This is a genomic window from Vampirovibrio sp. (genome assembly GCF_041737375.1).
Lineage (GTDB): Bacteria > Cyanobacteriota > Vampirovibrionia > Vampirovibrionales > Vampirovibrionaceae > Vampirovibrio.
Window position 1 is genome coordinate 126,904 of record NZ_JBGSRV010000010.1, and the last position, 24,128, is coordinate 151,031.

Sequence of the window (24,128 nt, forward strand, 5' to 3'; positions counted from 1 at the left end):
TCACTCGTTTTAAACGCCTATTTTTTATTTAAACGCTTACCAGGCTTTGCAAGCGCTTTTTCAAAAACTGGCCGGTTTCACTGGCCGGATGGGCCATCACGTCTTCCACGGTGCCTTGGGCCACAATCAGCCCGCCGCCCTCGCCGCCTTCGGGTCCCATATCCAGCAGGTAATCGCACTGAGCGATAAAGTCGATATTATGCTCAATCACAATCACCGAATGTCCTGCGGCCAGTAAGCGCCGGAACGCTTGCACAATCAAGGCGATATCGGCCATATGCAAGCCGGTGGTGGGCTCATCAAACAAAAACAGGTAACGATCCTTGGCCAGCGCAATCTCATCATCCGCCTTGTGGCCGGGCAGGTAACTGGCCAGCTTCAAACGCTGGGCTTCCCCGCCAGAGAGCGTGGCCGTGGACTGGCCCAACTTGAGATAACCCAGCCCAATTTCCTGCAAGGGGCGCAATTTAGCACCAATTTTTCGACTGCTGGCAAAAAACTGAACGGCGTCATCCACGGTCATGTTCAACACATCATTAATGTTTTTGCCTTCCACCTCCACCGACAGCACATTGGGGTTAAAGCGCCGCCCCTGGCAATCGTGACAAACCATGGTCACATCGGCCATAAACTGCATATCAATGGTTAAGGTGCCCAGTCCTTCACAGGTTTCACAGCGCCCACCCGGCGTGTTGAAAGAAAAATGACCGGGGGTAATGCCTAAAATCAACGCCTTGCGAGATTCGGCAAACAGCTTGCGAATGTCATCGTAAGCCTTCACATAGGTTACCGGGTTTGAGCGGGCGGATCGCCCCGGTGGGCTTTGATCCACCAGCAGCACATCCTTGAACTGGGCCAAGCCCACAATCTCATCATGCGGAGCCTCATCCAGTTGCAAGGAGCGAGATTGACTATGCTCGTAAGCCGCAAACAAGGTTTGCTTGATTAAAGTGGATTTGCCGGAACCGGAAACCCCGCTGACGCAAACCAGTTGATTCACCGGCAACTGCACGGTCAAGTTTTTCAGGTTATTGCCACGCGCCCCCCGAATTTCAATACAGTCATCGGCGGCCATTCTGGATTTTTTACGACCGTTGCCAGCCGGTTTGGCGGGGCGTTTGGGGGCAGGGGCATCCGCCTCAATCAGGGCCGGATTGACCAGATAGCGGGCCGTTTGAGAGTAGGCCACCTTTAACAGATCCTTGGGCTTGCCTTCAAACACAATGCGGCCACCCTCTTCCCCGCCAGAAGGCCCCATATCCACAATGTAGTCGGCGGCCAGCATCACTTCCGGGTCGTGTTCCACCACCACAATGGTATTGCCGTGATCCCGCAGGTTTTGCAAAATACGAATCAGACGATCGGTATCTCGGGCATGTAGCCCTACGGTTGGCTCATCCAGCACGTACATGGTATCGGTTAGCCCACTGCCCAAGGCCGCGGATAAATTGATGCGCTGGGCCTCCCCGTTGGACAGGGTGCGAAATTGCCGGTTCAGGGTCAGGTAAGTCAGTCCAATGTCATTGAGATAGGCCAAACGGCTCTTCACTTCCCGCAGTAGCCTAGCGGCAATCACCTCATGGGTGGGTGGCAGGGTTAGCCCGGTAAAAAAGGCCACCAGTTCCGAAACCGGCATTTCCCCGATTTCCAGAATGTTTTTGCCTTGCACAAACACGTTCAGCGCTTCACGCCGCAAGCGAGATCCCAAACAATCCGGGCAAGGGTAATACCCCCGGTACTTGGCCAGCATGACCCGCACATGCACTTTGTACTTTTTGGTTTCCAGCCAGTCAAAAAAACCACGAATGCCGTCAAAGTCGCCTCCGCCGTCAATGACAAAGGCCTTATGCTCATCCTTTAATTCCACCCAAGGCTTATCCAGCGGAATTTTTCGCTTTTTGGCCTCTATCGATAAATAATCGTAGCCTTCCATGTAACTGGGCTTGGTAAAGGGATGAATGGCCCCTTGGGCCAGCGTTAAGTGCTTGTTGGGAATCACCTTGTCCATGTCTATGCCAATAATGCGCCCAAAGCCTTCACAGGCCGGACAGGCCCCCATGGGGCTATTGAAAGAAAAGAAGTTGGGAAAAGGCTCTTTAAAAACCTTGTGGCAAGTCAGGCAGGCAAATTCATTCTGGAAAAGCTGGGTTTCCCCGGTATCCAGGGTCAGGACCTCAATTTTGCCGTTGCCCAAAACCAGGGCATTCCGAATGGATTCCAGCAACCGAGCGCCCAGGGCCTTGTGTTTGACGATTAAGCGATCAATCACAATCCGCACCATTTCGTGAGAAGACAAATCGCCCTGAATGGCGCTTAACTCCTGCACTTCTCCATTTCGGTAAACGCGGAAAAAGCCTTGCCGAATCAGCTCATCCACCCCAAATTCCTTAAGTTGAACAGGGGCCAGCAGTAAAATTTTCACCCCTTCCGGGAGCTGCTGGAGCGCTTTCTGGATTTTAAACGGATCGGCCCTGCTCACATCCCCACCGCAGGCATCGCAGCGGGTTTGCCCAATGCTGGCAAATAGAATCCGCAGGTAATCGTAAACCTCGGTGGCGGTTCCCACCGTGGAACGGGCGTTTTTAACCGAATTTTTCTGCTCTAGGGCAATGGCGGGCAAAATGTGTTGAATGCTGTCCACATCCGGCTTTTCAATGCGGGCCAAAAACTGGCGGGCATAAGAGGACATGGACTCGATGTAGCGCCGCTGGCCTTCGGCATACAGGGTATCAAAGGCCAGGGAGGATTTCCCTGAGCCGGAAGGCCCCGTAATTACGGAAATTTGCTCGTGCGGCAAGTCACAACTTACGTTTTTAAGGTTGTTGACTCGGGCACCAGTAATTTTAATGGATTTAGGACTCATAGCGGTATTATGCCTTAAACCAGCCCACCTGACGATCACCTGACTGGAATGGCCGAGCGTATCCTTCAAGACGGGCTGTCTTTGATGAGGTTGGCACAACATTTTGAAGTGAGGCCGCACAAGAAGCGAATCAATTGTTTTTATGCTTACAGATGGGGATGACCCGAATCAGGGTCAATGGGGACATAGGGGGTTTTTATCAATGAATCATCAAGCGCGCGAAATTGAACGGCGCCTGGGCGAGGCTTACGCTCAAAATTTAAGGGACAACCCAAGCACCGAAAGCATTTACAAGGACTGCAAAGAAACCATTCAGTCCTCGTTAAGCGTTTTAGAGCATTACAATAAAATCGCGCTGGCCATGAAAGGCGTAATCGCTCAGGAGCGCCCCGTACCAGTGCCGATTTCTATGCCCGCAAACTAACGGCTTCTTTCTTCAAAATAAAAATGGCAACGTTCAGTGGCTCATTTTGGAGTTCGGCAGGAAATGATTCAGCCTGCTTTGTCACGAATTTTTCTTAAATGAAACGTTTAAACCATTTTTTAAAAACGGTAAAAAAGATACGTTATTTTTTGAGCAGCCAAGCGCATTTCTGCTCAAGCCTTAACATTAAACAATTAATTGAAGCCTGCTTTTTTAAAAATACTTTTGACATTTAGGTTGAGCCGGGTACAATCCGTTTTATATCATCATTATTTCAGTGTTTTTTGTTTTTCAAGTGGATGCTGCCCATCAGGCAGCTGGTTAATACGGTTTCATTCGTTTCAAACAAATAGAGAGAGTCATTCAACCTTAAACAGGTGAGTGTCGTGGTTTGTCTATGCCTACTTTGTGGGCGCACAAGGGAACTTAGCCTGCCATGAACTAGTGAATTGGAGAGAGATGTGCTAAACGCTTTCAAGGGAAAACTGCCCATGGCGTCTGTGCTGAGGCAGCCTATTATTTTTGGGGGACAAGGACAAGAACCGCAAAAAACACAGAGTAAACCACCCAGAGAACAACCCCCGTTACGGTACTTCAGGCCACCGGCCACCGATGTTTTTCACTACAATATCCAAACCAAAAACGGGGTTAAAAAAGATCAAACTATTGTGGAAAGCCTGTTGGGGGGCAGCCAGATTTTTGGAAAAATCAACGAAATTTTTAAGGAAGCGGAAAACAGCAGCCCCCAAAACAAACCCTGGATTATGGTGAATTTGTATGAACTGCAAAACCGTGAACTGTACCCGGAACGAAAATGCCCACCCGGCATACCCGGCGCGGATATTCATGCCAGCCTGCTGAACCGTTTAATCAAGCTGCACACGGAAGGAAAAGCCCATGTGCGGGTGATTTTGGATAATAGCAAACAACAACCACGCACCTTGCACTGGGACCCCACCAAACCCTTTAAGGAGCAAGAAAAAGTGTTGATGGAGCCCTTCCATAACGACCGCACCATCAGCAAGCTTAAAGCGTACAACGTGCCTTTTGTGACCTATCCCAACGAAAAAACCTTAAAAAATCACGTCAAACTTCTATTGCTCAATAACCGAAAAGCGGTAGTGGGGGGCATGAACTGGGGCAATCACTCCGCGGTGAACCACGATGGGGCGGTGTATATTGAAGGCCCGGATGTGCGAAATATTTTCCACAAATCTTACCGTCAAGACTGGACCACAGCTGATGGAAAAATAGAAGAGATGCCGGGGATTAAACCCTTTCACCAGGGTAAAATCAAAGTGCTGCAAACATCGGGGGCCAAGGCCGATCAGGGCGCCCAGAATGAAGTACTGGGAGAAATGCTGAATCAAATTCACAACGCCAAACAAAGCATCCATGCGCAATTGTTTGTCATGACCCACAAAAAAGTGGTGAACGCCCTGATTGAAAAACACAAACAACTCAAAGCCCAGGGACAGGAAGGCGTTCAATTACTGGTGGATGAAGGGCTTTATAAAATTTTTCCCAACTGCCGACCCGGCATTCAAAAGCTGGATGATGCCGGTGTCCCCATTCGCTTTTACAAGGAAAATAAAAAAACCGAAGAAAAACTGCATGCCAAATGGGCCGTTTTTGATCGCAAGCACCTGCTCATCGGATCGGCCAATTGGTCCAGCCTGGGACTGGACAGCAAAGAAGGGACATCCAAAATGCCCGCCTCCTCTTCCGATGAAGAGAGTGAGGCGGAAAACAAAATTCCGGGAAAAACCAACCACGAAATTGCGGTGATGATTGAAAATGCCCCCAATGTGGCCGGTAATTTCGCCAAACAGGCCGATCATGATTTCTCCTACCAAAAAGGCATGGTAGAACTCAGCAAGCCGGTGAGCTGGAACAAGCTGGCTCCCCAAAAAAGCTGGCAGGATCAGCCTGAGCGTGAACCATGGAAACCCCGAAAAATAGCCGCAGATGATGACGCGAGAAAACAAGATAGACCCAAACGCGCCCGTCAGAATAGCAACCCTTAAATCAGACTACCATTTCAATCCTTTAAACTGGCCCCAATCAGGGCCAGTTTTTGCGCGCGGGACAAACGCTTCACCTGATATTCGTAGCGCATGGCTTCTACCTTGGTTTCAAAGCGCCATTGAGCAACCAGCGTTACCGGCAAGCGGATGCGGGTGTACTTGGCGCCTTTCCCGGCATTGTGCGTGGCCAGTCTCTGCTGGGGATCAAGCGCCCAGCCGCAGTAAAGCGATCCATCGGCGCAGACCAGCAAATAAGTGTAAAATCCAGATGAGTCCATTTCATGCGCTTTCATGGTACCAATCGCATCCTGTAGCGTTCCTGCAGATATTTTTGATATGTCCATTATTAAAATTTAAAACGATGCGCTCAATTTCCATAAGTTTATTTTTTTAATAATACTATCAGTCTTATTTCATGGGTGAGATAAAGCAGGATCAACGTGTGGGATTTTTTTTAAGGGTTAGAGTGGATGGAGAGTAAAGTATGTCTTATAACGGCATTAACCGGTTCAATTTCCCTCAAGGGCAGTTAAACAGCCCATTAGTAACTGGCTCGCCTCAAGGCTCCCAGCCGCCTGTTTTTCCCTATCAGCTTTATACGGGCAGCCCTGCAGGGCCTGAACCATCGGCGGGCTTAAACAGTGGAATGCCCTGGGATATAGACTTGTCAGCCCCCACCCTGTCAGAAAATCCAGGGACGCTTTTCCCCAGTTGGTCCCTCTGGCCAACACCGTACAATCCGCTTTTGGAAGATGAATCTCAGCAAAGCCCGCAACAGGCAGGCCGAAAACCCGGTGAAACCGCACTGGTGGAAATTGGGGTTGAGAAGGATGGCAACGCCGATGAACATGCTCAATCCGTTCAGGAAGTTTTTGAACGCCACAACCCGAATGCGGAAAGCCAGTTGACAGGCATCGATACGGGCAATGTTCAGGGTGCCAATACCGAAAGCCTCTTGAAAAACAGCAACGTTATAAACACTCAGGAGAAACTGGATACGGCCATTGACGCGGGGAGCACCGACGCTTTCAGGCTGTTCTCTGACAAAATTGACGCCATTGTGATCGATGGCAGCGCCTCTGTGATCAACGGCTCGCTGGGATACTCCAGAAATGAAATCTATAGGGATACGCTGAACCGCTTAAAAGCCAATCCCTATTTGGCAAAGCACCTTGATTTAAAACCCGAGGACATTACCGGTTTAGAATCAGATGAGAAGAACCGCACAGTGATTACAGAAAAAGTCTCAACCGCCATCGTCAGTTATGTGGATCAGCGTTTGGACGCTCCGGATTCAGAGTTTCAAAAAGCAAGGCAACATTACCAAAACACCACCCGAAACGCTGCGGAAAAAGGCGTGGTGGTGGTGGTAGCAGCTGGCAATCAGCATAAACTAAACGGGACTTTTGAAAAAGACACGCTCGGCGGAGATACCAACTTTCTGGCCCAGAGCAACTCGGTTATCTCGGTAGCGGCATCCGATAATCAGGATACTGAAAACCTGGCGGATGACACCATAGCCGACTTTTCATCTCGTGGAGACGGAGAATTCAACCCCACCATCGCTACCGATGGCGTGGGCATTGAAACCGAATTTGGCAAACAAAATGGCACTTCCTTTGCCGCTCCCAAAGTGGCCGCAACCATTGCCCGCTTGCAGCAGGAAAATCCGCAGTTCAACTTTCATAGAATTAAAGAACAGTTGAAATCAACCGCCGTCAACACGGAAGCTCTTGAACTGGCCGAAGGGGCAGGCATTCTGGATACCAGTACGTTGCTTGCCTCGCCACCAGAATCGTTCAATACAGGGAACGCTGCCCTGTTTTCAATGGCCTAGACAAGCGATTCAACCCATCAGGCTGTTGCGCACTACATGAAAATGCCTCTGGCGAAGGTGCCAACTGGCTCATTTTTCTAGAAAATGCGGGAAGGTCCAACCAAAGAGGTTAGCGCCGGCTGAAGCAGGTATTGCTGCACCACCCGTTGCACATCGGCGGAAGAAACGGCCTCAATCTGTTCCGGCACCCGGTCAATCTCCGCAAGGGTACGACCTTGCGTATAATTGGCCCCAATGTAATTGGCCTGCTGGTGGGCGGTTTCTAAAAACACCGAACGACGACCCAGAATATTGCGTTTGGCATCGGCCAATTCCTGAGCATGAACCGGAATATCGGCCAACTTGTTGACTTCCTCAATAAAGCCCTTCAGGCACTTATCTTTATTTTTTGGCTCGGTGCCAATATAAAGATAAAACAGACCTTTGTGGCGATACGCTTCATAAGTGCTGCGCACGTTATAAGCCAGGCCTTGCTTGTCCCGCAATTCCAGAAACAAACGGGAACTGAGTCCGGCGGCGCCTAAAATGGTGTTCATTAAAGCCAGTGGGGCGTAATCTTCGTGCTTGGCTTCTGGCACCAGCCAGCCTTTAAAAATATGCGCCTGAGACGAATCATCCCGAGCGAATGTAATCAACTCATCCTGAGTTAAAGACAGAGCCTGCAACTTGGCCAGTACACTGTCTTCCACCACGGGGGCCTTGGCCGCACCGTTGGGAAAGTATTTTTCCAGCGCCGCGGCAATTTTATCCAGCGCAATATTACCGGCCACAGAAACAATCAGGTTTTTAGGCGTAAATACGCTTTGATAATGGGCCTTCAGAACATCCACCGAATTTAGCGAGGGCAAAGCATCCAGAATGACGCTGCTGACAATGCCATACGGGGTCTGCTCAAACATTCTGCGAATAAATTGATCCGAAGCGCGACTCTTGGGAGAGTCTAGATCCATCATCACTTCGCCAATAATTTTTTGCTTTTCCCGATCAAATTCAGAAAAAGTAACGTTGTAGAAAAAATCGGCAATCAAGGCAAAAGAGGCATCCAGATCCTCTTCCAGCAAGGTGGCGTGAATGGCGCTGTAGTCTCGCTTAGTGTCGCTGTCCACTTCCAAGGTCAGGCCATCAATTTCAATGGAAATTTGTTCCTGATTGCGGGTATGGGTACCCTTCATCAGCAAGCGATCCACCATATCCGACACACCAGGGGTGGCATCCAGTAAATTGCCACCGGGTAAAAACATGGAAATGGCCAGTCGAGGGGCTGTCTCTATGGGGGTGTACAACAGGGTGGCCCCGTTAGACAGCTTTAATTCCTGGGTGTGAACGGCTTTTACAGTCAGCATTTTATTCAGCCTCTTCTTCGCCGTCATCAGTTTTAGAAGCACCTTCACCCGGCACCATAACCGAGGTATACGCCTTATCCAGCGCCAGATATTTCCGGGCGGCGGCATTGACAGTAGCCACATCCAGTTGATTCAGCACATTCAAATAATCCAGATACGAATCAATAGAGCCTACCACCGTGATGGCCTCACCAATGGTTTCCGCAATACCGGAAGCCGTTTCGGAGGTTTCCGCAAAATTGACCTTCAATTTTTTCAAGGCCCGTTGGAACTCTTCTTCGGTAATGGGTTCGGTGGTCAACAGTTTTTCCAACTCGGCTTCCAGCTGCTGAAGCACTGGCTTGGGGTCGCTTTGCCCTTCCGGGAAATTAAAGTTTCCCTGAATGAAAAACACGTTGCCCAGCTTAAAGGTGGACTGTCCGCAACTGACGTAGTTAAAAACCGGCGTGGCAGGCTTTTCCAGCAAGGCTTGGGTCAGGCGGGAACTGCGGCCTTCTCCCAGCACATGGCTGGCTACATCCAAAGCAATGGTTTCTTTTAAATGTTGTGGTTCTGGCCCGTGAAAACCCATAATAAAGAAGGAGGTCTGATACTCGCCCTTAACTTCATCATAACGTTTGGCAGCAGGCGCTTTAAACTGGGCGGCCTGCGGAGAAGCAGGATGGCCGTTGGCGCTGATCTTGAATTTTTCAAAATCAAAGTAGCGAGCGATTTTCTCTTCCATTACTTTAAAATCAAAATCACCCACCACAATGGTGGTCATGTTGGCCGGAGAATACCATTGGCGGTAGTAATCATAAATGGTTTCCCGGGGCACGTCCCCAATAATCTGGCGGGTACCGATCACGTCCCGCTGATAGGGGTGTCCGGCTTCATACATCATATGATTCACGGAATTATAAATTTTGGTCCAGGGCTGATCTTCCCGCATGGAGATCTCTTCAATCACCACGCTGCGTTCCCGCTTTTCGCCCTTGTAGTCTGTATCAAACGGGTCGTACTGCGGCCCCACTTCCTCATCAGGAATGGTGGAACCCAGCATCATGTCGGAATGCAGGTCCAGCGCCAACTCAAAATTGGCCCCGATTTGCCCCGCATCGGCCTTGCCTTTGGGACCCGTTACATAATAAAAAGTAAAATCCTTCCAGGTGGCCGCGTTAATCACAGCGCCCATGGATTCCATGGCCTTATCAAACTCACCGGGCTTAAAGCGCTCGGTGCCTTTGAACATTAAATGCTCCAAAAAGTGAGAGATGCCATTAATGCGATCATCTTCATGGATGGAGCCGGTTTTAACCCAGGTGCTGATGTTGAACACATCGCCCTGTTTAGGCACGAACACAAAGGTGTACCCATTCCCATAGGTCACCATTCGAGCCTCTTGCGAGAGATAGGGAATTTTTAAAGTCTTTGCCTCATTCATACTGAATATCTTACAGGATATTGCCGGAATCGTACAGTAAAGCCGGGGTGCGATTTAAAAAGGCGTTACTTAACAAACCCTTGAGCGCATCCAAAAAGCGGCAGCGCCCTTTCAGAAAGCCGACACCCGGCCTGAAGGCCACCAAAACAGACACCACTGAACCCCAACCCTCGTCAGGTTCAATGCGGAAAGTAAAGCTGACAGGTCGAATTTTTCCGCATGAAGACGCTCTCTGTGCTACGATAATTATGGGGTTCTGCTTTCAAAACGCCGGTTGTGAAGCCAAAGTGACCCCGCAAGTTCATTGCTTTCGGCAGTGGAAAAGAGCGGCAGCCATTCATTTTGAAGTTTTATGCAGACTGTTGGCCGATCAAACGGCATTCTCGTGACACAGGATCATCCACTTCAGCCCACCACAGGACCCCGTACCGGGTTTACCACCGGAATTTATCCGGTGCCGATAGAGATTCAGGAGCTTTAAAGGGTCGTTATCCACAATGCACATCCACCAGATCGTCATTGATAATTTCAAATCCTTCGCCGAAAAAACGGTGATTCCCTTTGAAAATGGGTTTACCACCATTTCAGGGCCGAATGGCTCTGGAAAAAGCAATATTATTGATAGCATCCTGTTCTGCCTGGGCCTTTCAACCTCTCGCACTATGCGGGCCGAAAAATTATCAGATCTCATCAACAACCTCTCCCGGCGAAAAGAGGCCATTGTCACCATCACCTTCCGCAAAGACGCCGATGACATGGTCAAAGAGTCACGCCAGATCGCTTTGGAGCTGGAGCGGGCTTCTCGTGAGGCCCAGTCAGAGGACTCGGACAACCATCCCGTTCAGGATGCTGAACCGCTGAGCGAATCGGAATCCAAAGCGCTGACCAGCGTACAGGAAATTTCGCTGGCCGAAGTGGGTCAAAACAGTGAATTTGCCCAAATTACCCGGCGCATCCGGGGCAGTGCCAGCGGATACACCAGCACCTATTACATGAACGGCAAGCCCAGCACCCTCACGGACATTCACGACTATCTGGGCACTTTTAACGTGTCTCCCGGCACTTATAACGTAATGATGCAAGGCGATGTGGCTGGTATTGTGAACATGTCGCCCATGGAGCGGCGCAAAATCATTGATGAAATTGCCGGGGTGGCCGAATTTGATCGTAAAATTGAGCAGGCTCAGCGGGAATTAGAAGCCACCGGCGCCAATATTGAGCGCAACACCATTTTGCTGAACGAAATTGCCTTGAGAATGGAGCAGCTCAGTATAGAGCGGGATCACGCCCTGAAGTACCAGAAGCTGCGAGACGAAAAAATTCGCTATGAAGGTATGCTGCTGTCCGCCAAGTATCTGGACATTCAAAAAGCCATTGCGGCCACCCATCAAAATCTGGCGGATGCCCGCAAGCAGAAAGAAACCAGCCAGCAGGCCATTCATCAACTGGTGCAAGCCATTCAGGTCACCCACGCCCAACTGTTGGAATTGTCTACCCAGGTCAAGCGCAAGGGCGAAGATCAACAGATTGCACTGAAAAAACAAATTGAAGGCTTAAAGGGCCATATTGCCCGTAAAGAAGACGCCATTCAAAGTATTCAGGAAAAAACCACCGAAAATAATCGCCGCATTGAGCAAGCCCAGCTTGAAATTCAGCGCATGCAGGATAAATCGAATGATCTGGATGAGGAAATCAAGGGGTTTCAACATCAGCAACAGGAACTGCAGGCACTTTATAACAACGAGGCCAAACAGGCCCAAAAGCTGGAACAACAGTTTGACGCCCTGACCGGCTCCAGCGGAGAACTGAGCGTGAAGCGGGCCGATGTGCGTAAGCGACTGACCGTGGAAGAAGACGCTTTATCCCGCCTGCACCGGGACAAGCTGGATACCGAGGCGGAAGTTAAACGAAACCAGTATGAAATGGATATCCGCCTTCGCAGTAATAAAGAAGGCGCTGACAAGCTGATTGTGCTGAACGCTCGCCATGCCAATTTAAGCAAGGAAACCAAAGAGCTGGGGCAGGATAAAGAAGCGTTTGAGGCCCAGCTGAACCAATTGCAGCGAGATTACGGTCAGGCCAAAGTGAACCTGAACCAGACTCAGGCCAAATATCAGGAATTCCACAGGGAATATATCCAGCTGGAAGCCAGACAGCGGGCTTATGAGGAAATGAATTTCACCCGTGCGGTGGATACCATTTTGCGTTCCGACTTGCGGGGCGTACACGGCACCGTGGCCCAGTTGGGCGATGTGAACCCGGAATACGCACTGGCCATGGAAATCGCGCTGGGCGGGCGCATTCAAAACATCGTGGTGGATGATGATCAGGTGGCCAGCGAAGGGATTCGCATGCTGCAGGAAAGTAGGGCCGGTCGGGCCACATTTTTGCCCCTCAGCAAAATTCAGGGGTATCGCAGCTTGCCCCCATTGCCTAGAGATCCGGGTGTGGTGGATTACGCGGTGAACTTAATTACCTTTGATCACCAGTTTGAAGATGTTTTTAGCTACGCCCTGGGTGACACCCTGATTGTGGAAGACGCTCAGGCCGCCCGCAAACTGCTGCGGAAATTCCGCATGGTGACCCTGGATGGCAGCTTGATGGAAAAATCGGGGGCCATGACTGGAGGCTCCCAATCCAACCGGGGCAAAACAGGCAGTTATTTTGGCGGCAGCAACATAGAGCAAGAGTTGCAAACGCTGGCCAAGCGTCTGGAGCGGGCCGAGATGGAAAAAGAAACCCATCAAAAGCAACTGACCGCTTTAGAAATTAAAATGGAAGGCGTGAAAAGTAACTACGCCCAACTCATGCAGCGCTACTCCAGGGCTTCCGCCGGACTAGAGGAAGTAACCGCCCAACTGGATGAAATTCGCAAGCTACAGGAAAGCGCCGTGGATGTCAGCGACCTGAACGCCGAAATCGCACGGCTGGAAAAGGAACTTTCAACCATAGACAAGGCCATTGCCCAGCGGCAGGCGGCCTTGCAAACCCTGCAGGGCGAATTGGACGCCATTGAAAGCCAATTGCCCAGCGAGCAGATTGATGAGCTGCGGGAGCAGATGAAGGAAGTCAAATTCCAGATGGAATACTATGACTCTCAGATGCGGAACGTGCAGACCGATATTAAAAGCAAGGAAATGGAAAAAAACTTCCAGCAAGTGGGCGTTCAGGATAGCCGCAAGCGCATTGAGGAATCGAAACAGCACAGCGAGGCCATTGCCAAAGACCAGATTGCCGCCGCTGAAGAAATCCAGCTGACCATTCGGCAAATTAACGAGCTGGAAGCGCAAACCACCGAGCTGGATGAAGAGCTTAAAAAACTGCAGGAAGAGCGGGATCAGGTTCAAGCTTTACTGATTGAACAGGAAAAGCAGAAGAATATTCAGGAACGCAACGTGCAGCAACTGGATGAGCAAATCCACGCCTTCCAGGCCCGCAAACGAGAGCTGGAGCCGCAACTGCAACTGGTGATTAACCAGTTAAAGCTGGCTGATATTGATCCGGGCAGCATTGTGGCCGATCAACTGCCCTCCAGCGATGAGGTGAATCAGAATATTGCCCGCCTCACCCAGAAAATGGAGCGCATGGAACCCGTGAACATGCTGGCCATTGATGAGTATGACCGGGTGGGCGGACGCCGGGATGAGCTGGCCGAAAAAATCGAAACCCTGAATCAGGAGCGGGAAACGCTGGACGTGAAAATCGCCAGTTATCACGAACTGAAGCGGGTATCCTTTATGAAAGCTTATGAGAGCGTGGACGCCAATTTCCGGGGTATTTTCGCCGACTTATCCGATGGCAGCGGAGAGTTAATGCTCACCAACCCGGATTCTCCCTTTGAAGGCGGCCTGACCATTCACGCCCAACCTCGGGGCAAAAAAATGTTACGCATTGAGGGCCTGAGTGGGGGCGAAAAATCGCTGACTTCGCTGGCCTTTGTGTTTGCCATTCAGCGATATATGCCAGCGCCTTTTTACGCGCTGGATGAAGTGGATCAGAACCTGGATGGTATTAACGCCGAGAAACTGGCCAATATGGTCAACCGGGAAGCACGGCGAGCTCAATTTATTGTGGTATCGCTGCGTAAACCCATGATTGAATGCTCGGAGCGAACCATTGGGGTCACCCAGCGTCAAAATGGCATTACCAAAGTCACCGGCATCAAACACCGGGAAGATGACGATGTAAAACAAGCAGCCGCAACCCAGGGAGATTCCAGTATTGCAGCCGCTTCCTGAGCCTAGAGAATCATTTGAGTCCGCCTTTGAAATATCCGCCCAGCCCAAAAAACCGGCGGATGGGGTGGAACTGCTGGTGGAGCTGGCCAAAACCGGGGAAATTGATCCCTGGAATATTGATATTGTGAAAGTGGCCGATCAATATTTAAAAGCAGTGGCCGAACTCAAGGAATCGGATCTGAAGATTACCGGAAAAACGGTGTTGTATCTGGCCATTTTGCTGCGCATGAAATCGGATCAACTGGCGGGCATCAATTACTTAAACCCTCCCGATGAATTTTTGGACGAGTTGCTGGAACCGGATTTTATGGACAACAACCGCATCATCCAGCCCAAGTTCAGTTTTCGATCGCTGGATGAGGTGATTAAGCGGCGCACCAGCACCAAACAGCCCCGCATCCGAAATGTAACGCTGGAAGATTTGATTAAAGAACTGCAAAAATACGAAGAGCTGGAAAAACGCCGCAGCCTGAAAGAAAAGGTAGAGAAGGCCAGCAATCGCCGCATGATGGATTACGCCGACTTTACGGCGGATGACATTGAGGATATGGCGCACGAGGAGTTCCACGAAGACACGGTGAGCCAGTTGCGCTTTATGCTGGAACGGATTTTAATCAATCAGGAACAAGTGTCCCTTTCTGAAATTATGGATAAAGGGGGGCTTGATAAAATTTCCGCGTTTTTGGCCCTGTTGTTTTTAACCGCCCGTGGTGGTTTTTCCATGTATCAGGATGAATTTTACGCCGAGGTTTATGTGGCCCCGGACGCACCTGCTGCGACAGAAGGCGGCGAGGATAATCGAGAGGAATTGGCCGGATGAGCGTACATTATGGATACCCGGAGCCAGAAAACGAGCAGGACGATCAACCCAAGGCGTTTCAGGTAGCGGTCCCCCCGGGACAAAGCCTGAAAGGGCGCATTGAATCCGCCTTGTTTATGACCGGCAAAGCCTTGAGCATGCACGACATTGCTCAAATGATCGATGCCCCTTACGAGGAAACCGAATTTGCGTTAATGGAATTAATGGGCGATTACAATTTTCGGGAAGGTTCTTCTCTGGAAATTGATGACACCGACGGCTACATTTTGCAGGTAAAGGAAGAGTACGGCGACATGGTGAACAAAATGATGCCGCTGGAAATGTCCGCTGCCGAATTACGCACCTTATCGGCCATTGCCATCAAGGCCCCGGTGTTGCAATCGGATTTAATTGAATGGCGGGGCAGCGTGGCCTACGACCATATCGCCAACCTGCTCAAGCACAAACTCATTACCAAGCGCCGAGACGGACGCTCCTATCAACTGAACGTAACCCGCCACTTCCACGAGTATTTTAAACTAACCGCCGATCGCAAAGATTTGGCGCACCTGGTTAAACTGATTGGCAAAGAAAACCGTGGCGCAGAAATTACCCCCGAAATGCCGGAAGCCTATGCGGGCGACTACGAGGACGCTGCGGCTGAAGATGTGGTGAGTTAAACGTTTAAACGCGCTGCTCCGATCGGATGGTTCGTGTCTTTTTGAATTGTGTTGACCACGAGCCGATACAGAAAAATTTAACCCGCCACAAACCAAATTTACCGGAATTTATCCAGTCGATTACCCATGCTCTTGGGATTGACGTAGGCGATATCGCCCTCTACTTTTTCCACCTGGGCTTGCATCTGATCAATGCGCTGCTGGGCGATTTTTCGGTTTTTCCCCAAATTGACCACCGTTTTAATCAGGTGCAACATATCCCCGGTGAGCACTTGAAACGGATTACGCTCGGTTATAAAAGAATTCAGGCTGGCCGCATACAAAAATGGATCGGTGGACTGGGGGGATGGGTTGGATTTTTTGGAAGGGGGTTCCATCAGCCGCTCCTCGTTTATTCCCTTGAAAAGACGCTAAAACTTTAGAGAAGTTATAAAGAATGCCTTTAAATATTTTCCAACGCTTTTTTGTCGCCCTCTACGCCTTCCTTTAAAAGCTTTTTCAAAATTTCTTCCTGGGCATCAAATTGTTTCACCGTGGTTTCCAGGTTCTTGATTTTAGTGGTGAGAATGGTGTCGGCATTCACCAAAATACGGTTTGAAATTTGTTGAAAACTGGAAAGCACAGCACCAGACAGGCCATTTAAAACAGCGCCGCCCGCAGCCGCAGCCAGGCCAAACGGACCAAAAAACGGCCCTAAGGTGGTCAGCAAGCCCCCAATGCCGCTCACAATGCCTGCGGCTGGCATCACCCAATTTCGGCCATAACCGGCCCCAGCGGCAGTGCCGGTTACCAAACCGCCCGCCGTGGCAGCGGCACCCAGGCCCGAAGCGCCACCGGCGATCCATCCGTTATTTAAAACACCTGCGGCCCCCGCAATGGGACTGGCCCCACCCGTAAAAAAGCCACCGCCCACCGTTCCGGCTGAGGGATAGTTGGGATGCCCCACCCCGGAAAAACCCAAAGCACTGGCCCCCAAAGAACCAATGCCCAACGCTGAAAACGCGCTGAGCGGCCCAATGGATGAATTATTAACCGGTGCTGCCCCACCGGAATTAAAACCCGTTACGTTGGAAAAAGGCGCCAAGCCAAAAGCGGCCTGTCCACCCGGCCCAACACCGGTACCGCCTGAAATGGGCGAGTAATAGGAAGTACCCGGAATATTAATGGCTTCACTGCCAAAGGTCGGTAAAAAAGGCGCACCGCCAAACATGCGGGCAACATTCATTAATAAGCTGCCAAATTTACCAACGCCGCTTCCCCCCAGGGCAGGGCCAGAAACGGTTAAATCCCGCAAGCGATCATACGTTTCAAACAGTTCGGCTTTTGCGGCACTGCTGGAAATACCATAACTATTTAAGATAACCAGATAAGAATCGTGTTTATAACTCATCGCGCGGAGCATACCTCCCGGTCAATTGAGGGGGTTCAGGGCCAATGGCGGCTGTAGAAAACATTGGCCTTAAACGGCCTATTGCTACTATCGGCAGTTAGGCAAAAGTCTTGAATGTCAGTTCAATATTCTTATCAATTACTTTTTTTACCGCTTCCAGCTCGGTTTGAACGGCCTGTTGCTGGGTATCCACCCGACGGAGCTGAAGTTCCAAAGCCTTATCCAAACTTTGCAGGGCGATAATGCGAAGCTGAATACGAACAGCCTCATTCGGATCGAAATCCTGTGTGGTTGAGACGTTAAACAGATCATTGGTCACATTCGCCAATTCCAGGCGAGACTGGTTAATCTGCTGTCCGGTTAATTCCAGATCGTTCTTGCGGGCAGTCAACACAAGATACCTGGACTGGCTGGCTGCAAGTCCCATAATCAATTTATCCTTTTGGCGTCTTCCCGTTTTGCTTTTTTGCTCCAAGTCTTAAATCAGGTATCGGAGATGGAGCGAAAAATCTTTAACGCACAATGGCAATTCGGGTTTGAGTTCCTCCTTTTGGGGGAATTTTTAAAACACTGAATTCATGACAAAATCATGGTTTCAGACACAGTTCATGCGGGTTTCCACCACCTTGCACACCCTGTAAACATCCCTTGCCTATTGCGGAGTATAAACAGATTTTGAATCAGATCATGTAAAATTAGGTAAAATTTTGTTTAGTACAGCAATGGGTTATGGGTTGGTCAAAATTTTAAACAGGGTAGTACAACGTTTAACCCCAATTGGCGGCAAAGCTGGCAGGTAAAATGAGCCGATAAGACATATACAATTTTAAAAGCAATGATACAATAGCACTGAGAAAAACCCGGATAGCGAGAGGAGTTTTAGCATTGAAAACCCAGAAGGTTACGGCCAAAAAAAATGGCCCTGCCAAAAAACCAGTTGCCAAAAAAGCGACCGCCAAGGTTAGCGCCAAGTCGATTGTAAGCAAAGCCAGCGCCAACGGAAAAGTTCATTCCAGCGCCAAAAAAGCCAAAGGGAACGATTCTCTGGACGGCTTGAAAAAAGCGTTTCTGATTGGATTGGGCGCCACGGTCATGACCGCTGAAAGAATGCGTGACTCGGTCAGCGACATTGTGGACGAAATGGTTGCCCGTGGGGATATTAAACCCAACGAAGCCAAAAAAGTGGCCGAAGATTTGAAAAAGAAATTTCAAACCAGCAAGTCTGATTTTGAAAAAACAGTTCGCAAAGCCATGGACTCAGCCAGTGACACCCTTGGCAAAGTCACTTCCGGGTTTAAAAAAGCAACGGCCCAAAAGCCAGCGGCTAAAAAAGCAGTGAAACCAACCGCCAAAAAAGCAGCGAAACCAGCCGCTAAAAAAACCGTTGCCAAAAAAATAACCAAGCCAGCGCCCAAAAAGGCAGTGGCTAAAAAAGCAGTGAAGCCAGTTGCCAAAAAAGCAGCAGCCGTTAAAAAGACCGTTGCCAAAAAGGTAACCAAGCCAGCCGCCAAAAAAGCGGTGACTAAAAAAGCCACCCCAGCAAAAGCCAAAGCGGTTAAAAAAATAGTGAAGCCAGCGACCAAAAAGACAGCAGCCAAGCCAGCCGCAAAAAAAGTAACCGCCAAAAAAGCGGCAGCGCCCGTTAAAAAAGCGGCCGCCAAAACAGCGGTAAAAAAAGTAGTCGCTAAAAAACCGGTAGCAGCCAAAAAGGCAGTGGCTAAAAAGCCCGCTGTTAAAAAAGCGGCTCCCAAGCAGGTGAAAGCCACTGTGAACAAAAAACCGGCCGTTGAGCCAAAGCCATCGCTGCCCGAAATTTCGGCAACCGCTTAACCGGTCGATAGACCGATAACTGTGGCCATCGCATAATCCCCATCATGGGACAGGCTGATGCGCCAATGCCGGATACCAAGCTCCGTTGAAACCTGCAAAGCCCTCCCGGTTAATACCAAATCGGGGGGGCTTTTCGGTTGAGAGAGGACTTCCAGATCCTGCCAGTAAACACCCTGACACCAGCCCAAGCCATTCAGCCCCGTACCCAAAGCCTTGGAGGCGGCTTCTTTAATGGCAATTCGACCGGCAACCCGCTTTAAAAAAACCGATTCCTTCAAGTCCCCTTGCCCCTGACAATAGGCCAGCTCCTGAGGGGTTAAAAATCGAGCCGGATAGCGCATACCAAATCGGGCATATCCGCTAGCCAACCGGGGAATATAAACCAGATCGGTTCCCAAATGTAGAAGGGGCCAAGGGCCTTGTGTCGTATGGTTCGAATTCAAAGTCATGTGTGACATTATACGACGAGTAGCAAAACAGCTCCCCAACCATTTGGCAACCCGCCACTAAAGACGTGGCGAGGCAAACATGGCACTGGGAGCAGATACGGCATAAGGATTTGTGAACGGACGCACACCAAATTGAGGCGGGTTTGCCATGGGCAAAGGCTCCGGCGGAGTGGCAAATGAGGATGGCGCATGCGGACTTTTGGATTGCGTACCAATGCGCTTGCTAACGGCATCTACAATTTTTTCGGAATGATCTCGAGTGACTCGCTCCAGCAAATAGCCCGCCAAGGCCACCGTCGGAATGGAACTAATCAGGATGGGCGCAATTTTATAAACACCCTCGGTAATAAAGGCTTTGTTTTTGACCAACAATTTTTCCGCCTCAGACAAGCCTTCTGTTTTTACATGAGCAGTGGCTTTGTGCTTGAGTGATTTTAAAACGGGCGCTTCAAAAACATCTGAAATTTTTTGGGCCAAGGGCGATAATTGGTCCTCGGCGATGCGGGGGAAACTGTCCCACGTCAATTTCAGCCGAACCGGAGCGGGCTTTTCCTTGGTGGTCAAATCCCGCCACGCGTTTTTCAAAGGATAATCACTGTCCAGTTTGCGCTCGGTAATGCCCAAATGAGAGCGAAGGCCCTTTTTAACGCCCCACTGAACCAGACGAAGCACCAAAAAGCCCATACCAAAGCCACCAATTTCTCGCATGTCCGTCCGAATGGACTCACGATAACGGAAAGGCCCTTCCGGGGTGCCCACCGATTTAAGGGCTGAAATATTGGCCACCACAATGCGAGAAAGCACCAAGGCAAAAGAGGCCAAAATCAGAGATTGATCCCGAAAAAAGCCGGGTTGATTCAAAACATTATTGCCCAGGTTTCGGGCCACTTGCGGTAAATTTTTCAAAGGCTGCATCACAATCCCCCGCCGGGTTTTGGAAAGGGATACCCACCACTATGAACCGGCGGTGGAAAAACAGACATGGCAAAACCGGAAGCGCCACCCTGCATTTTGGGATTGGGCAAGTAAACCGGGGGTGGTATCACCCCTAAGTGGGCAGGGCCAACCGGCAAGCCCGGTGAGGGGGACAACAGGGAAAAAGACTTGGGGGCCGTCTGTAAGGGGGCCTCTGGAATGGGTAATATGGCATTTTTCGCTAATTTTTGCTGTTCTTTTTTGGCGAAGAACTTTTTGGCGCCGGGGGCAATCACCCGATCGTTCATCCACTGGGTTAACGTGCCACCCACAATGGCGCTGGAGGCCACCCCAATGGCGATACCCAGCACAGCCAGCTTGTTGTTTTTCATGGCAAAATCTTTCAACGGTTTCACTTCGTTGACAATTTTGCTCAAGGCCTCATCCATCTCAGCCAGTTGAGGGCCTTTCACCAAATCGCTTCGCCCTGCCACCAATTTATCCCGAAGCCGGTTTTTCACGGTCACCAAATTGGCTTTACCGGTTGAGCCCGTACCCGGCAAGGCATGCTCATACAAGGTGTTGTAAACCATATGATTGGGCCGTTCTTTTCCGGTAGGCGAATACTTGCCAAATACATCCTCGGCGGATTCCCGAAGGCGTTGATCCAAATCATCAATGGTAATTTTGAGATTGGCAATTTTAAGATTTTCCAAAGTGGATTTGCCCGACTGAAACTCCGCGTTATGCTCCAAGCCTTTAAACAGGTTCTCTTTCTGGTTCAAAAAGTGCAGCTCTGGCCGACGATCCCAGCGATCGGCCAACTTATCCACCAAATCCTGGCCCAGGTGCAAGCAAAGCATGTAGCCCATGGTGCCAAAAATTTCCACAAAGAAGCGTTCCGCCATAGACTGCTTCTTTTGCGCCTCAGAAATATGAGGGTCGCTTTGCTTGGAGGGACGATTTTCCAGCACCCGCATCACGCCCGTTGCCAGCCGGGTGAGCACCGCAACTTCAGCCAGGTAAACCAGGTTACCGGGCAGAGGCAATAGCTTGGTCGTGATTGGCGGCAAAAAACCCAATCCAAGGTCCCTCGTCTTAATTATCAATACGTCTGTTTACCGACCTTTTGGTGGTTTAACCAAAGGTGAAATCCAGATTCCAACTAACCTAAAAAGAGATACTTATAAAAATTCCCAAACGATCGGCTAGTCTATTATAAGAAAACCATCAGACCCAATATGATGCTATTTTTGTTCAAAAAAAGCAGTACAAGCCGATTTTGAAGCCCCTCAGCCAAAAAACGGTTTGCCTTACATATTTGTTTACAATCGAGCATCGACAGCTCAGATCCATATAAGCTAACATACCAGTGATCCGCTCAATATGAGGAAAAGCACCCCGCTTATGGCATTGACGCATCTGACATTTGGACCGACCTCTCGCCAACGCAAAGCCACTGACGCTTTACGAGTTCTGGCGCTCAGTTCCGTTATAGGCATGCTTTTGTTTCCGTTCGTGCTTAACACCCAAGCCCAAGAAAAACCCAAACAAGAAGCCCAAAACGATGCCCTTGCATCAGCCACTGTCAAAATCGCCAAACCCGCCCCCGCTCTGGAGAAGAAGCAATTTCCGCAAGGGCGTATTTATGTCATGCGCGTTCCCGCTCAAAGCGACTATAAAGTACTGCCCGCCGTTTCCAAAACTTTGGTCACCGTCAAATCACCGATTTGGCAAACAGCGACCATAGGCGCTGCTGGTAAAAAGCCGATTTTCATCATCAATGGCGGCTTTTTTGACCCCAGTAACAGCCTGACCACCTCCTTTATTTTTCAAGGCGGCCTGTTGACTGCCGATCCCCGCATTAACCCCAATTTGGTCAATAACGACAAGCTTTTGCCCTATTTACCCAAAATTTTTAACCGCCCTGAATTCCGGTTGTATCTGTGCCAAAAACCCAGCGGCTCCTTTCAAACCCGCTATGATATTACCCCCAGAAACGCGGCGGTGCCTCAGGACTGCTTACTGCAATCAGCCTTGGGCGCGGGCCCTACCTTATTGCCTCAGGTGGAAGACTTTTCGGAAGGCTTTGTGGACTACAACGCAGCGGGAAAAGTGGTGAGAGATCCGGTTGGAACATCTGCCCTGAATGCCCGAAGCGCGGTTGGCATTACGGAAAAAGGGGATGTACTTCTTATGATGGCCGCCCAAAATGCCAGTAAGCCCAACGGCTCTGGCTTTAATATGACCGATTTGGCCAACCTGCTGAAGGCTCGAGGCGCAGTAAAAGCAATGGCGCTGGATGGCGGAAGCTCTTCCGGCTTTTGGCATCAGGGGCAAGCTGTTTTTGGCAAATTTGGAAATAATGGCATCCCGGTCATCCGACCGGTTAAATCGGTGCTCATGGTCGTTCCCCGCTAAAGAGCACTGCGGCTCATAGGCCTGCGGGGAGGCTTACTTTACAAAATATTTCTCAATTTAACCCGTTTTCTATTACAATAGGCTGAGTTAGAGTCTGTATCCTTAAAGAAAGTGCGCTTAGGCCCAGCATCCGAATCGAAACAGGGTGAAAACAGGATGACAATCGGCCAAGTGCCTGCCTATTCCGTACAGGCCAGCCAGCTAAGCTATTCATTGGGGACATCGAGAAACGCCATGTTCAAAAATCCCAAAATTAACCTGCTAATCATCGTGGTGCTGATCATGGCATCTTTATGGACGGTGATAAAAGACAGAGACAATATTCGCCTTGGGCTTGACCTGAAAGGAGGAACCCGCTTGACCTTACAGGCGGAACCCACTGCGGACATTCCCAAAGTGCGCCCCGCCGACATGGACAGCCTGCAAACCGTTATAGAGCGACGGGTCAACGGCATGGGCATTGGGGAGTCGGTGGTGCAACGCGCTGGCGAAAATCGTTTGATTGTGGAAATTCCGGGCGTTAAAGACCCGGAAGAGGCCAAACGCCGTTTGGGCCGAGTGGGCAAGCTGGAATTTAAAAAACTGGACGCCCAGCGACAATGGGTCAACACCGGCGTTTCGGGCAAGGACTTTACCAAAGCGGATATCGCAACCCAACAAAGCGGCCAATGGATTGTGCAATTTGAGCTGAGCAGCGAAGGCGCCAAGAAATTCGCGGATTTAACCCGTGAACTGGCCCCCACCCGAGCGCCCATCGGTATTTTCTTTGATGATGAGCAAGTGTCCGCTCCTGCGGTAAATGAGCCTATTCTGGATGGCAGCGGCATGATTGAGGGCAACTTCACCCACGAATCGGCCAAGGAGCTGGTGGATACCTTAAACGCTGGGGCACTACCCGTGGATATTGAAGTGGTTGAGGAAAATACGGTCGGCCCCTTGCTGGGTCAATCCTCTATCAAACAAAGCCTACTGGCCGGTTTAATCGGGCTGGGGCTGGTGTTGGTGTTTATGGTGGTTTGCTACCAGGTGCGGGGACTGGTTGCGGGCATGGCCTTGCTGGTTTACACCCTGTTGACCTTCGCCGTTTTTATGACCGTAGGGGTCACCTTTACACTGGCCGGTATCGCTGGCTTTATCCTCAGTATCGGGATGGCTGTGGATGCCAACATCCTGATTTTTGAGCGCACCAAAGAAGAGTTGCGGGCCGGTCGTTCTAAATGGAAAGCCGTTGAAGTCGGTTTTGATCGAGCCTTCCCCTCCATTTTTGACAGCAACACCACCACCCTGATTACCTGCTTGCTGTTATGGGTAATGGGAACCGGGGCCGTGAAAGGCTTTGCATTGACCCTGGCCATTGGGGTAGCCATTAGTATGTTCTCCGCCATTACCGTAACCCGCACCTTTTTGCATTTGGTTGATAATGCCAGCGGACAACCCAATGGCGGCTCCGCCGTTAAAGTATAAGCACGCTTCCACGCGACAGCATTTG

At 50.2% G+C, this 24,128-nt stretch carries 20 protein-coding genes; 9 read left to right on the plus strand and 11 right to left on the minus strand.

Features of this window, described 5'->3' with window-relative positions:
- Positions 1–28: 28 nt before the first annotated feature.
- A complete protein-coding gene (gene uvrA, locus ACEW81_RS05535) occupies positions 29–2,863 on the minus strand; it encodes an excinuclease ABC subunit UvrA (RefSeq protein WP_373531969.1) in 2,835 nt (944 codons plus the stop codon).
- A gap of 202 nt (positions 2,864–3,065) precedes the next feature.
- On the opposite strand from uvrA, the gene ACEW81_RS05540 reads away from it, so the two are divergent.
- Positions 3,066–3,287 (plus strand): hypothetical protein, encoded by a 222-nt coding sequence (locus ACEW81_RS05540; RefSeq protein ID WP_373531970.1) that lies wholly within the window; start codon positions 3,066–3,068, stop codon positions 3,285–3,287.
- Positions 3,288–3,778: 491 nt separating this feature from the next.
- Entirely contained in the window at positions 3,779–5,314 is a 1,536-nt protein-coding gene (locus ACEW81_RS05545) for a phospholipase D-like domain-containing protein (RefSeq protein WP_373531971.1), read from the plus strand.
- Positions 5,315–5,328: 14 nt separating this feature from the next.
- On the opposite strand, the gene ACEW81_RS05550 is transcribed toward ACEW81_RS05545, so the two are convergent.
- Complete coding sequence (locus ACEW81_RS05550; RefSeq protein ID WP_373531972.1) at positions 5,329–5,607, minus strand: GIY-YIG nuclease family protein; 279 nt, start codon at positions 5,605–5,607, stop codon at positions 5,329–5,331.
- Between the two features lie 191 nt (positions 5,608–5,798).
- Here ACEW81_RS05550 and ACEW81_RS05555 point away from each other — a divergent pair, with 191 nt between their 5' ends.
- Complete coding sequence (locus ACEW81_RS05555; RefSeq protein WP_373531973.1) at positions 5,799–7,151, plus strand: S8 family serine peptidase; 1,353 nt, start codon at positions 5,799–5,801, stop codon at positions 7,149–7,151.
- A gap of 77 nt (positions 7,152–7,228) precedes the next feature.
- On the opposite strand, the gene ACEW81_RS05560 is transcribed toward ACEW81_RS05555, so the two are convergent.
- From ACEW81_RS05560 to ACEW81_RS05570, 3 genes are read right to left on the minus strand one after another with little or no spacing between them, the layout of a single operon-like run.
- Complete coding sequence (locus tag ACEW81_RS05560) at positions 7,229–8,494, minus strand: M16 family metallopeptidase (RefSeq protein ID WP_373531974.1); 1,266 nt, start codon at positions 8,492–8,494, stop codon at positions 7,229–7,231.
- Between the two features lies 1 nt (position 8,495).
- Complete coding sequence (locus ACEW81_RS05565; RefSeq protein ID WP_373531975.1) at positions 8,496–9,917, minus strand: M16 family metallopeptidase; 1,422 nt, start codon at positions 9,915–9,917, stop codon at positions 8,496–8,498.
- Between the two features lie 10 nt (positions 9,918–9,927).
- The gene (locus tag ACEW81_RS05570; protein WP_373531976.1) at positions 9,928–10,074 is read right to left on the minus strand and encodes a hypothetical protein; all 147 of its coding nucleotides are present in this window, start codon (positions 10,072–10,074) and stop codon (positions 9,928–9,930) included.
- A 340-nt stretch (positions 10,075–10,414) separates the two neighbouring features.
- Here ACEW81_RS05570 and smc point away from each other — a divergent pair, with 340 nt between their 5' ends.
- The 3 genes from smc to scpB are packed head-to-tail and all read left to right on the plus strand — an operon-like array spanning position 10,415 to position 15,634.
- Positions 10,415–14,155: a chromosome segregation protein SMC gene (smc, locus tag ACEW81_RS05575; RefSeq protein ID WP_373531977.1), complete on the plus strand. Its 3,741-nt coding sequence runs from the start codon at positions 10,415–10,417 to the stop codon at positions 14,153–14,155.
- Positions 14,139–14,975 (plus strand): segregation/condensation protein A, encoded by an 837-nt coding sequence (locus tag ACEW81_RS05580; RefSeq protein ID WP_373531978.1) that lies wholly within the window; start codon positions 14,139–14,141, stop codon positions 14,973–14,975. The genes smc and ACEW81_RS05580 overlap by 17 nt, the downstream gene beginning before the upstream one ends.
- Positions 14,972–15,634: an SMC-Scp complex subunit ScpB gene (gene scpB / locus ACEW81_RS05585; RefSeq protein WP_373531979.1), complete on the plus strand. Its 663-nt coding sequence runs from the start codon at positions 14,972–14,974 to the stop codon at positions 15,632–15,634. Before ACEW81_RS05580 ends, scpB begins: the two co-directional genes overlap by 4 nt.
- A gap of 98 nt (positions 15,635–15,732) precedes the next feature.
- Here scpB and ACEW81_RS05590 read toward each other — a convergent pair whose 3' ends face one another.
- The 3 genes from ACEW81_RS05590 to ACEW81_RS05600 form a co-directional block, all read right to left on the minus strand.
- Positions 15,733–16,011, minus strand: coding sequence for a hypothetical protein (locus tag ACEW81_RS05590; RefSeq protein WP_373531980.1), 279 nt, complete (start codon positions 16,009–16,011; stop codon positions 15,733–15,735).
- 65 nt (positions 16,012–16,076) lie between these two features.
- The gene (locus ACEW81_RS05595) at positions 16,077–17,024 is read right to left on the minus strand and encodes a hypothetical protein (RefSeq protein ID WP_373531981.1); all 948 of its coding nucleotides are present in this window, start codon (positions 17,022–17,024) and stop codon (positions 16,077–16,079) included.
- 97 nt (positions 17,025–17,121) lie between these two features.
- The gene (locus tag ACEW81_RS05600; RefSeq protein ID WP_373531982.1) at positions 17,122–17,451 is read right to left on the minus strand and encodes a hypothetical protein; all 330 of its coding nucleotides are present in this window, start codon (positions 17,449–17,451) and stop codon (positions 17,122–17,124) included.
- Positions 17,452–17,909: 458 nt separating this feature from the next.
- On the opposite strand from ACEW81_RS05600, the gene ACEW81_RS05605 reads away from it, so the two are divergent.
- Positions 17,910–18,854, plus strand: a complete 945-nt coding sequence (locus ACEW81_RS05605; protein ID WP_373531983.1) for a phasin family protein — start codon at positions 17,910–17,912, stop codon at positions 18,852–18,854.
- Here ACEW81_RS05605 and acpS read toward each other — a convergent pair.
- From acpS to ACEW81_RS05620, 3 genes are read right to left on the minus strand one after another with little or no spacing between them, the layout of a single operon-like run.
- Positions 18,851–19,303 carry a holo-ACP synthase gene (gene acpS / locus ACEW81_RS05610; protein ID WP_373531984.1) on the minus strand — a complete coding sequence of 151 codons (453 nt, stop codon included), beginning with the start codon at positions 19,301–19,303 and terminating at the stop codon, positions 18,851–18,853. The genes ACEW81_RS05605 and acpS overlap by 4 nt on opposite strands.
- 57 nt (positions 19,304–19,360) lie before the next feature.
- Positions 19,361–20,218 (minus strand): hypothetical protein, encoded by an 858-nt coding sequence (locus ACEW81_RS05615; protein ID WP_373531985.1) that lies wholly within the window; start codon positions 20,216–20,218, stop codon positions 19,361–19,363.
- The gene (locus tag ACEW81_RS05620) at positions 20,218–21,291 is read right to left on the minus strand and encodes a hypothetical protein (protein WP_373531986.1); all 1,074 of its coding nucleotides are present in this window, start codon (positions 21,289–21,291) and stop codon (positions 20,218–20,220) included. The genes ACEW81_RS05615 and ACEW81_RS05620 overlap by 1 nt, the downstream gene beginning before the upstream one ends.
- A gap of 334 nt (positions 21,292–21,625) precedes the next feature.
- Between ACEW81_RS05620 and ACEW81_RS05625 the strand changes: the two genes are divergently transcribed.
- Positions 21,626–22,639, plus strand: a complete 1,014-nt coding sequence (locus ACEW81_RS05625; RefSeq protein ID WP_373531987.1) for a phosphodiester glycosidase family protein — start codon at positions 21,626–21,628, stop codon at positions 22,637–22,639.
- Between the two features lie 156 nt (positions 22,640–22,795).
- Positions 22,796–24,103, plus strand: a complete 1,308-nt coding sequence (gene secD / locus ACEW81_RS05630; RefSeq protein ID WP_373531988.1) for a protein translocase subunit SecD — start codon at positions 22,796–22,798, stop codon at positions 24,101–24,103.
- Positions 24,104–24,128 lie beyond the last annotated feature (25 nt).

What these genes read in the sequence shown, in the direction of transcription:
- ACEW81_RS05615 (WP_373531985.1), bottom strand. Translation starts at nt 20,218, where the DNA reads ATGCAGCCTTTGAAAAATTTACCGCAAGTGGCCCGAAACCTGGGCAAT.
- smc (WP_373531977.1), top strand. Translation starts at nt 10,415, where the DNA reads ATGCACATCCACCAGATCGTCATTGATAATTTCAAATCCTTCGCCGAA.
- ACEW81_RS05555 (WP_373531973.1), top strand. Translation starts at nt 5,799, where the DNA reads ATGTCTTATAACGGCATTAACCGGTTCAATTTCCCTCAAGGGCAGTTA.
- scpB (WP_373531979.1), top strand. Translation starts at nt 14,972, where the DNA reads ATGAGCGTACATTATGGATACCCGGAGCCAGAAAACGAGCAGGACGAT.
- uvrA (WP_373531969.1), bottom strand. Translation starts at nt 2,863, where the DNA reads ATGAGTCCTAAATCCATTAAAATTACTGGTGCCCGAGTCAACAACCTT.
- ACEW81_RS05560 (WP_373531974.1), bottom strand. Translation starts at nt 8,494, where the DNA reads ATGCTGACTGTAAAAGCCGTTCACACCCAGGAATTAAAGCTGTCTAAC.
- ACEW81_RS05625 (WP_373531987.1), top strand. Translation starts at nt 21,626, where the DNA reads ATGGCATTGACGCATCTGACATTTGGACCGACCTCTCGCCAACGCAAA.
- ACEW81_RS05550 (WP_373531972.1), bottom strand. Translation starts at nt 5,607, where the DNA reads ATGAAAGCGCATGAAATGGACTCATCTGGATTTTACACTTATTTGCTG.
- secD (WP_373531988.1), top strand. Translation starts at nt 22,796, where the DNA reads ATGACAATCGGCCAAGTGCCTGCCTATTCCGTACAGGCCAGCCAGCTA.
- acpS (WP_373531984.1), bottom strand. Translation starts at nt 19,303, where the DNA reads ATGACTTTGAATTCGAACCATACGACACAAGGCCCTTGGCCCCTTCTA.
- ACEW81_RS05540 (WP_373531970.1), top strand. Translation starts at nt 3,066, where the DNA reads ATGAATCATCAAGCGCGCGAAATTGAACGGCGCCTGGGCGAGGCTTAC.
- ACEW81_RS05590 (WP_373531980.1), bottom strand. Translation starts at nt 16,011, where the DNA reads ATGGAACCCCCTTCCAAAAAATCCAACCCATCCCCCCAGTCCACCGAT.
- ACEW81_RS05600 (WP_373531982.1), bottom strand. Translation starts at nt 17,451, where the DNA reads ATGGGACTTGCAGCCAGCCAGTCCAGGTATCTTGTGTTGACTGCCCGC.
- ACEW81_RS05565 (WP_373531975.1), bottom strand. Translation starts at nt 9,917, where the DNA reads ATGAATGAGGCAAAGACTTTAAAAATTCCCTATCTCTCGCAAGAGGCT.
- ACEW81_RS05545 (WP_373531971.1), top strand. Translation starts at nt 3,779, where the DNA reads ATGGCGTCTGTGCTGAGGCAGCCTATTATTTTTGGGGGACAAGGACAA.
- ACEW81_RS05595 (WP_373531981.1), bottom strand. Translation starts at nt 17,024, where the DNA reads ATGAGTTATAAACACGATTCTTATCTGGTTATCTTAAATAGTTATGGT.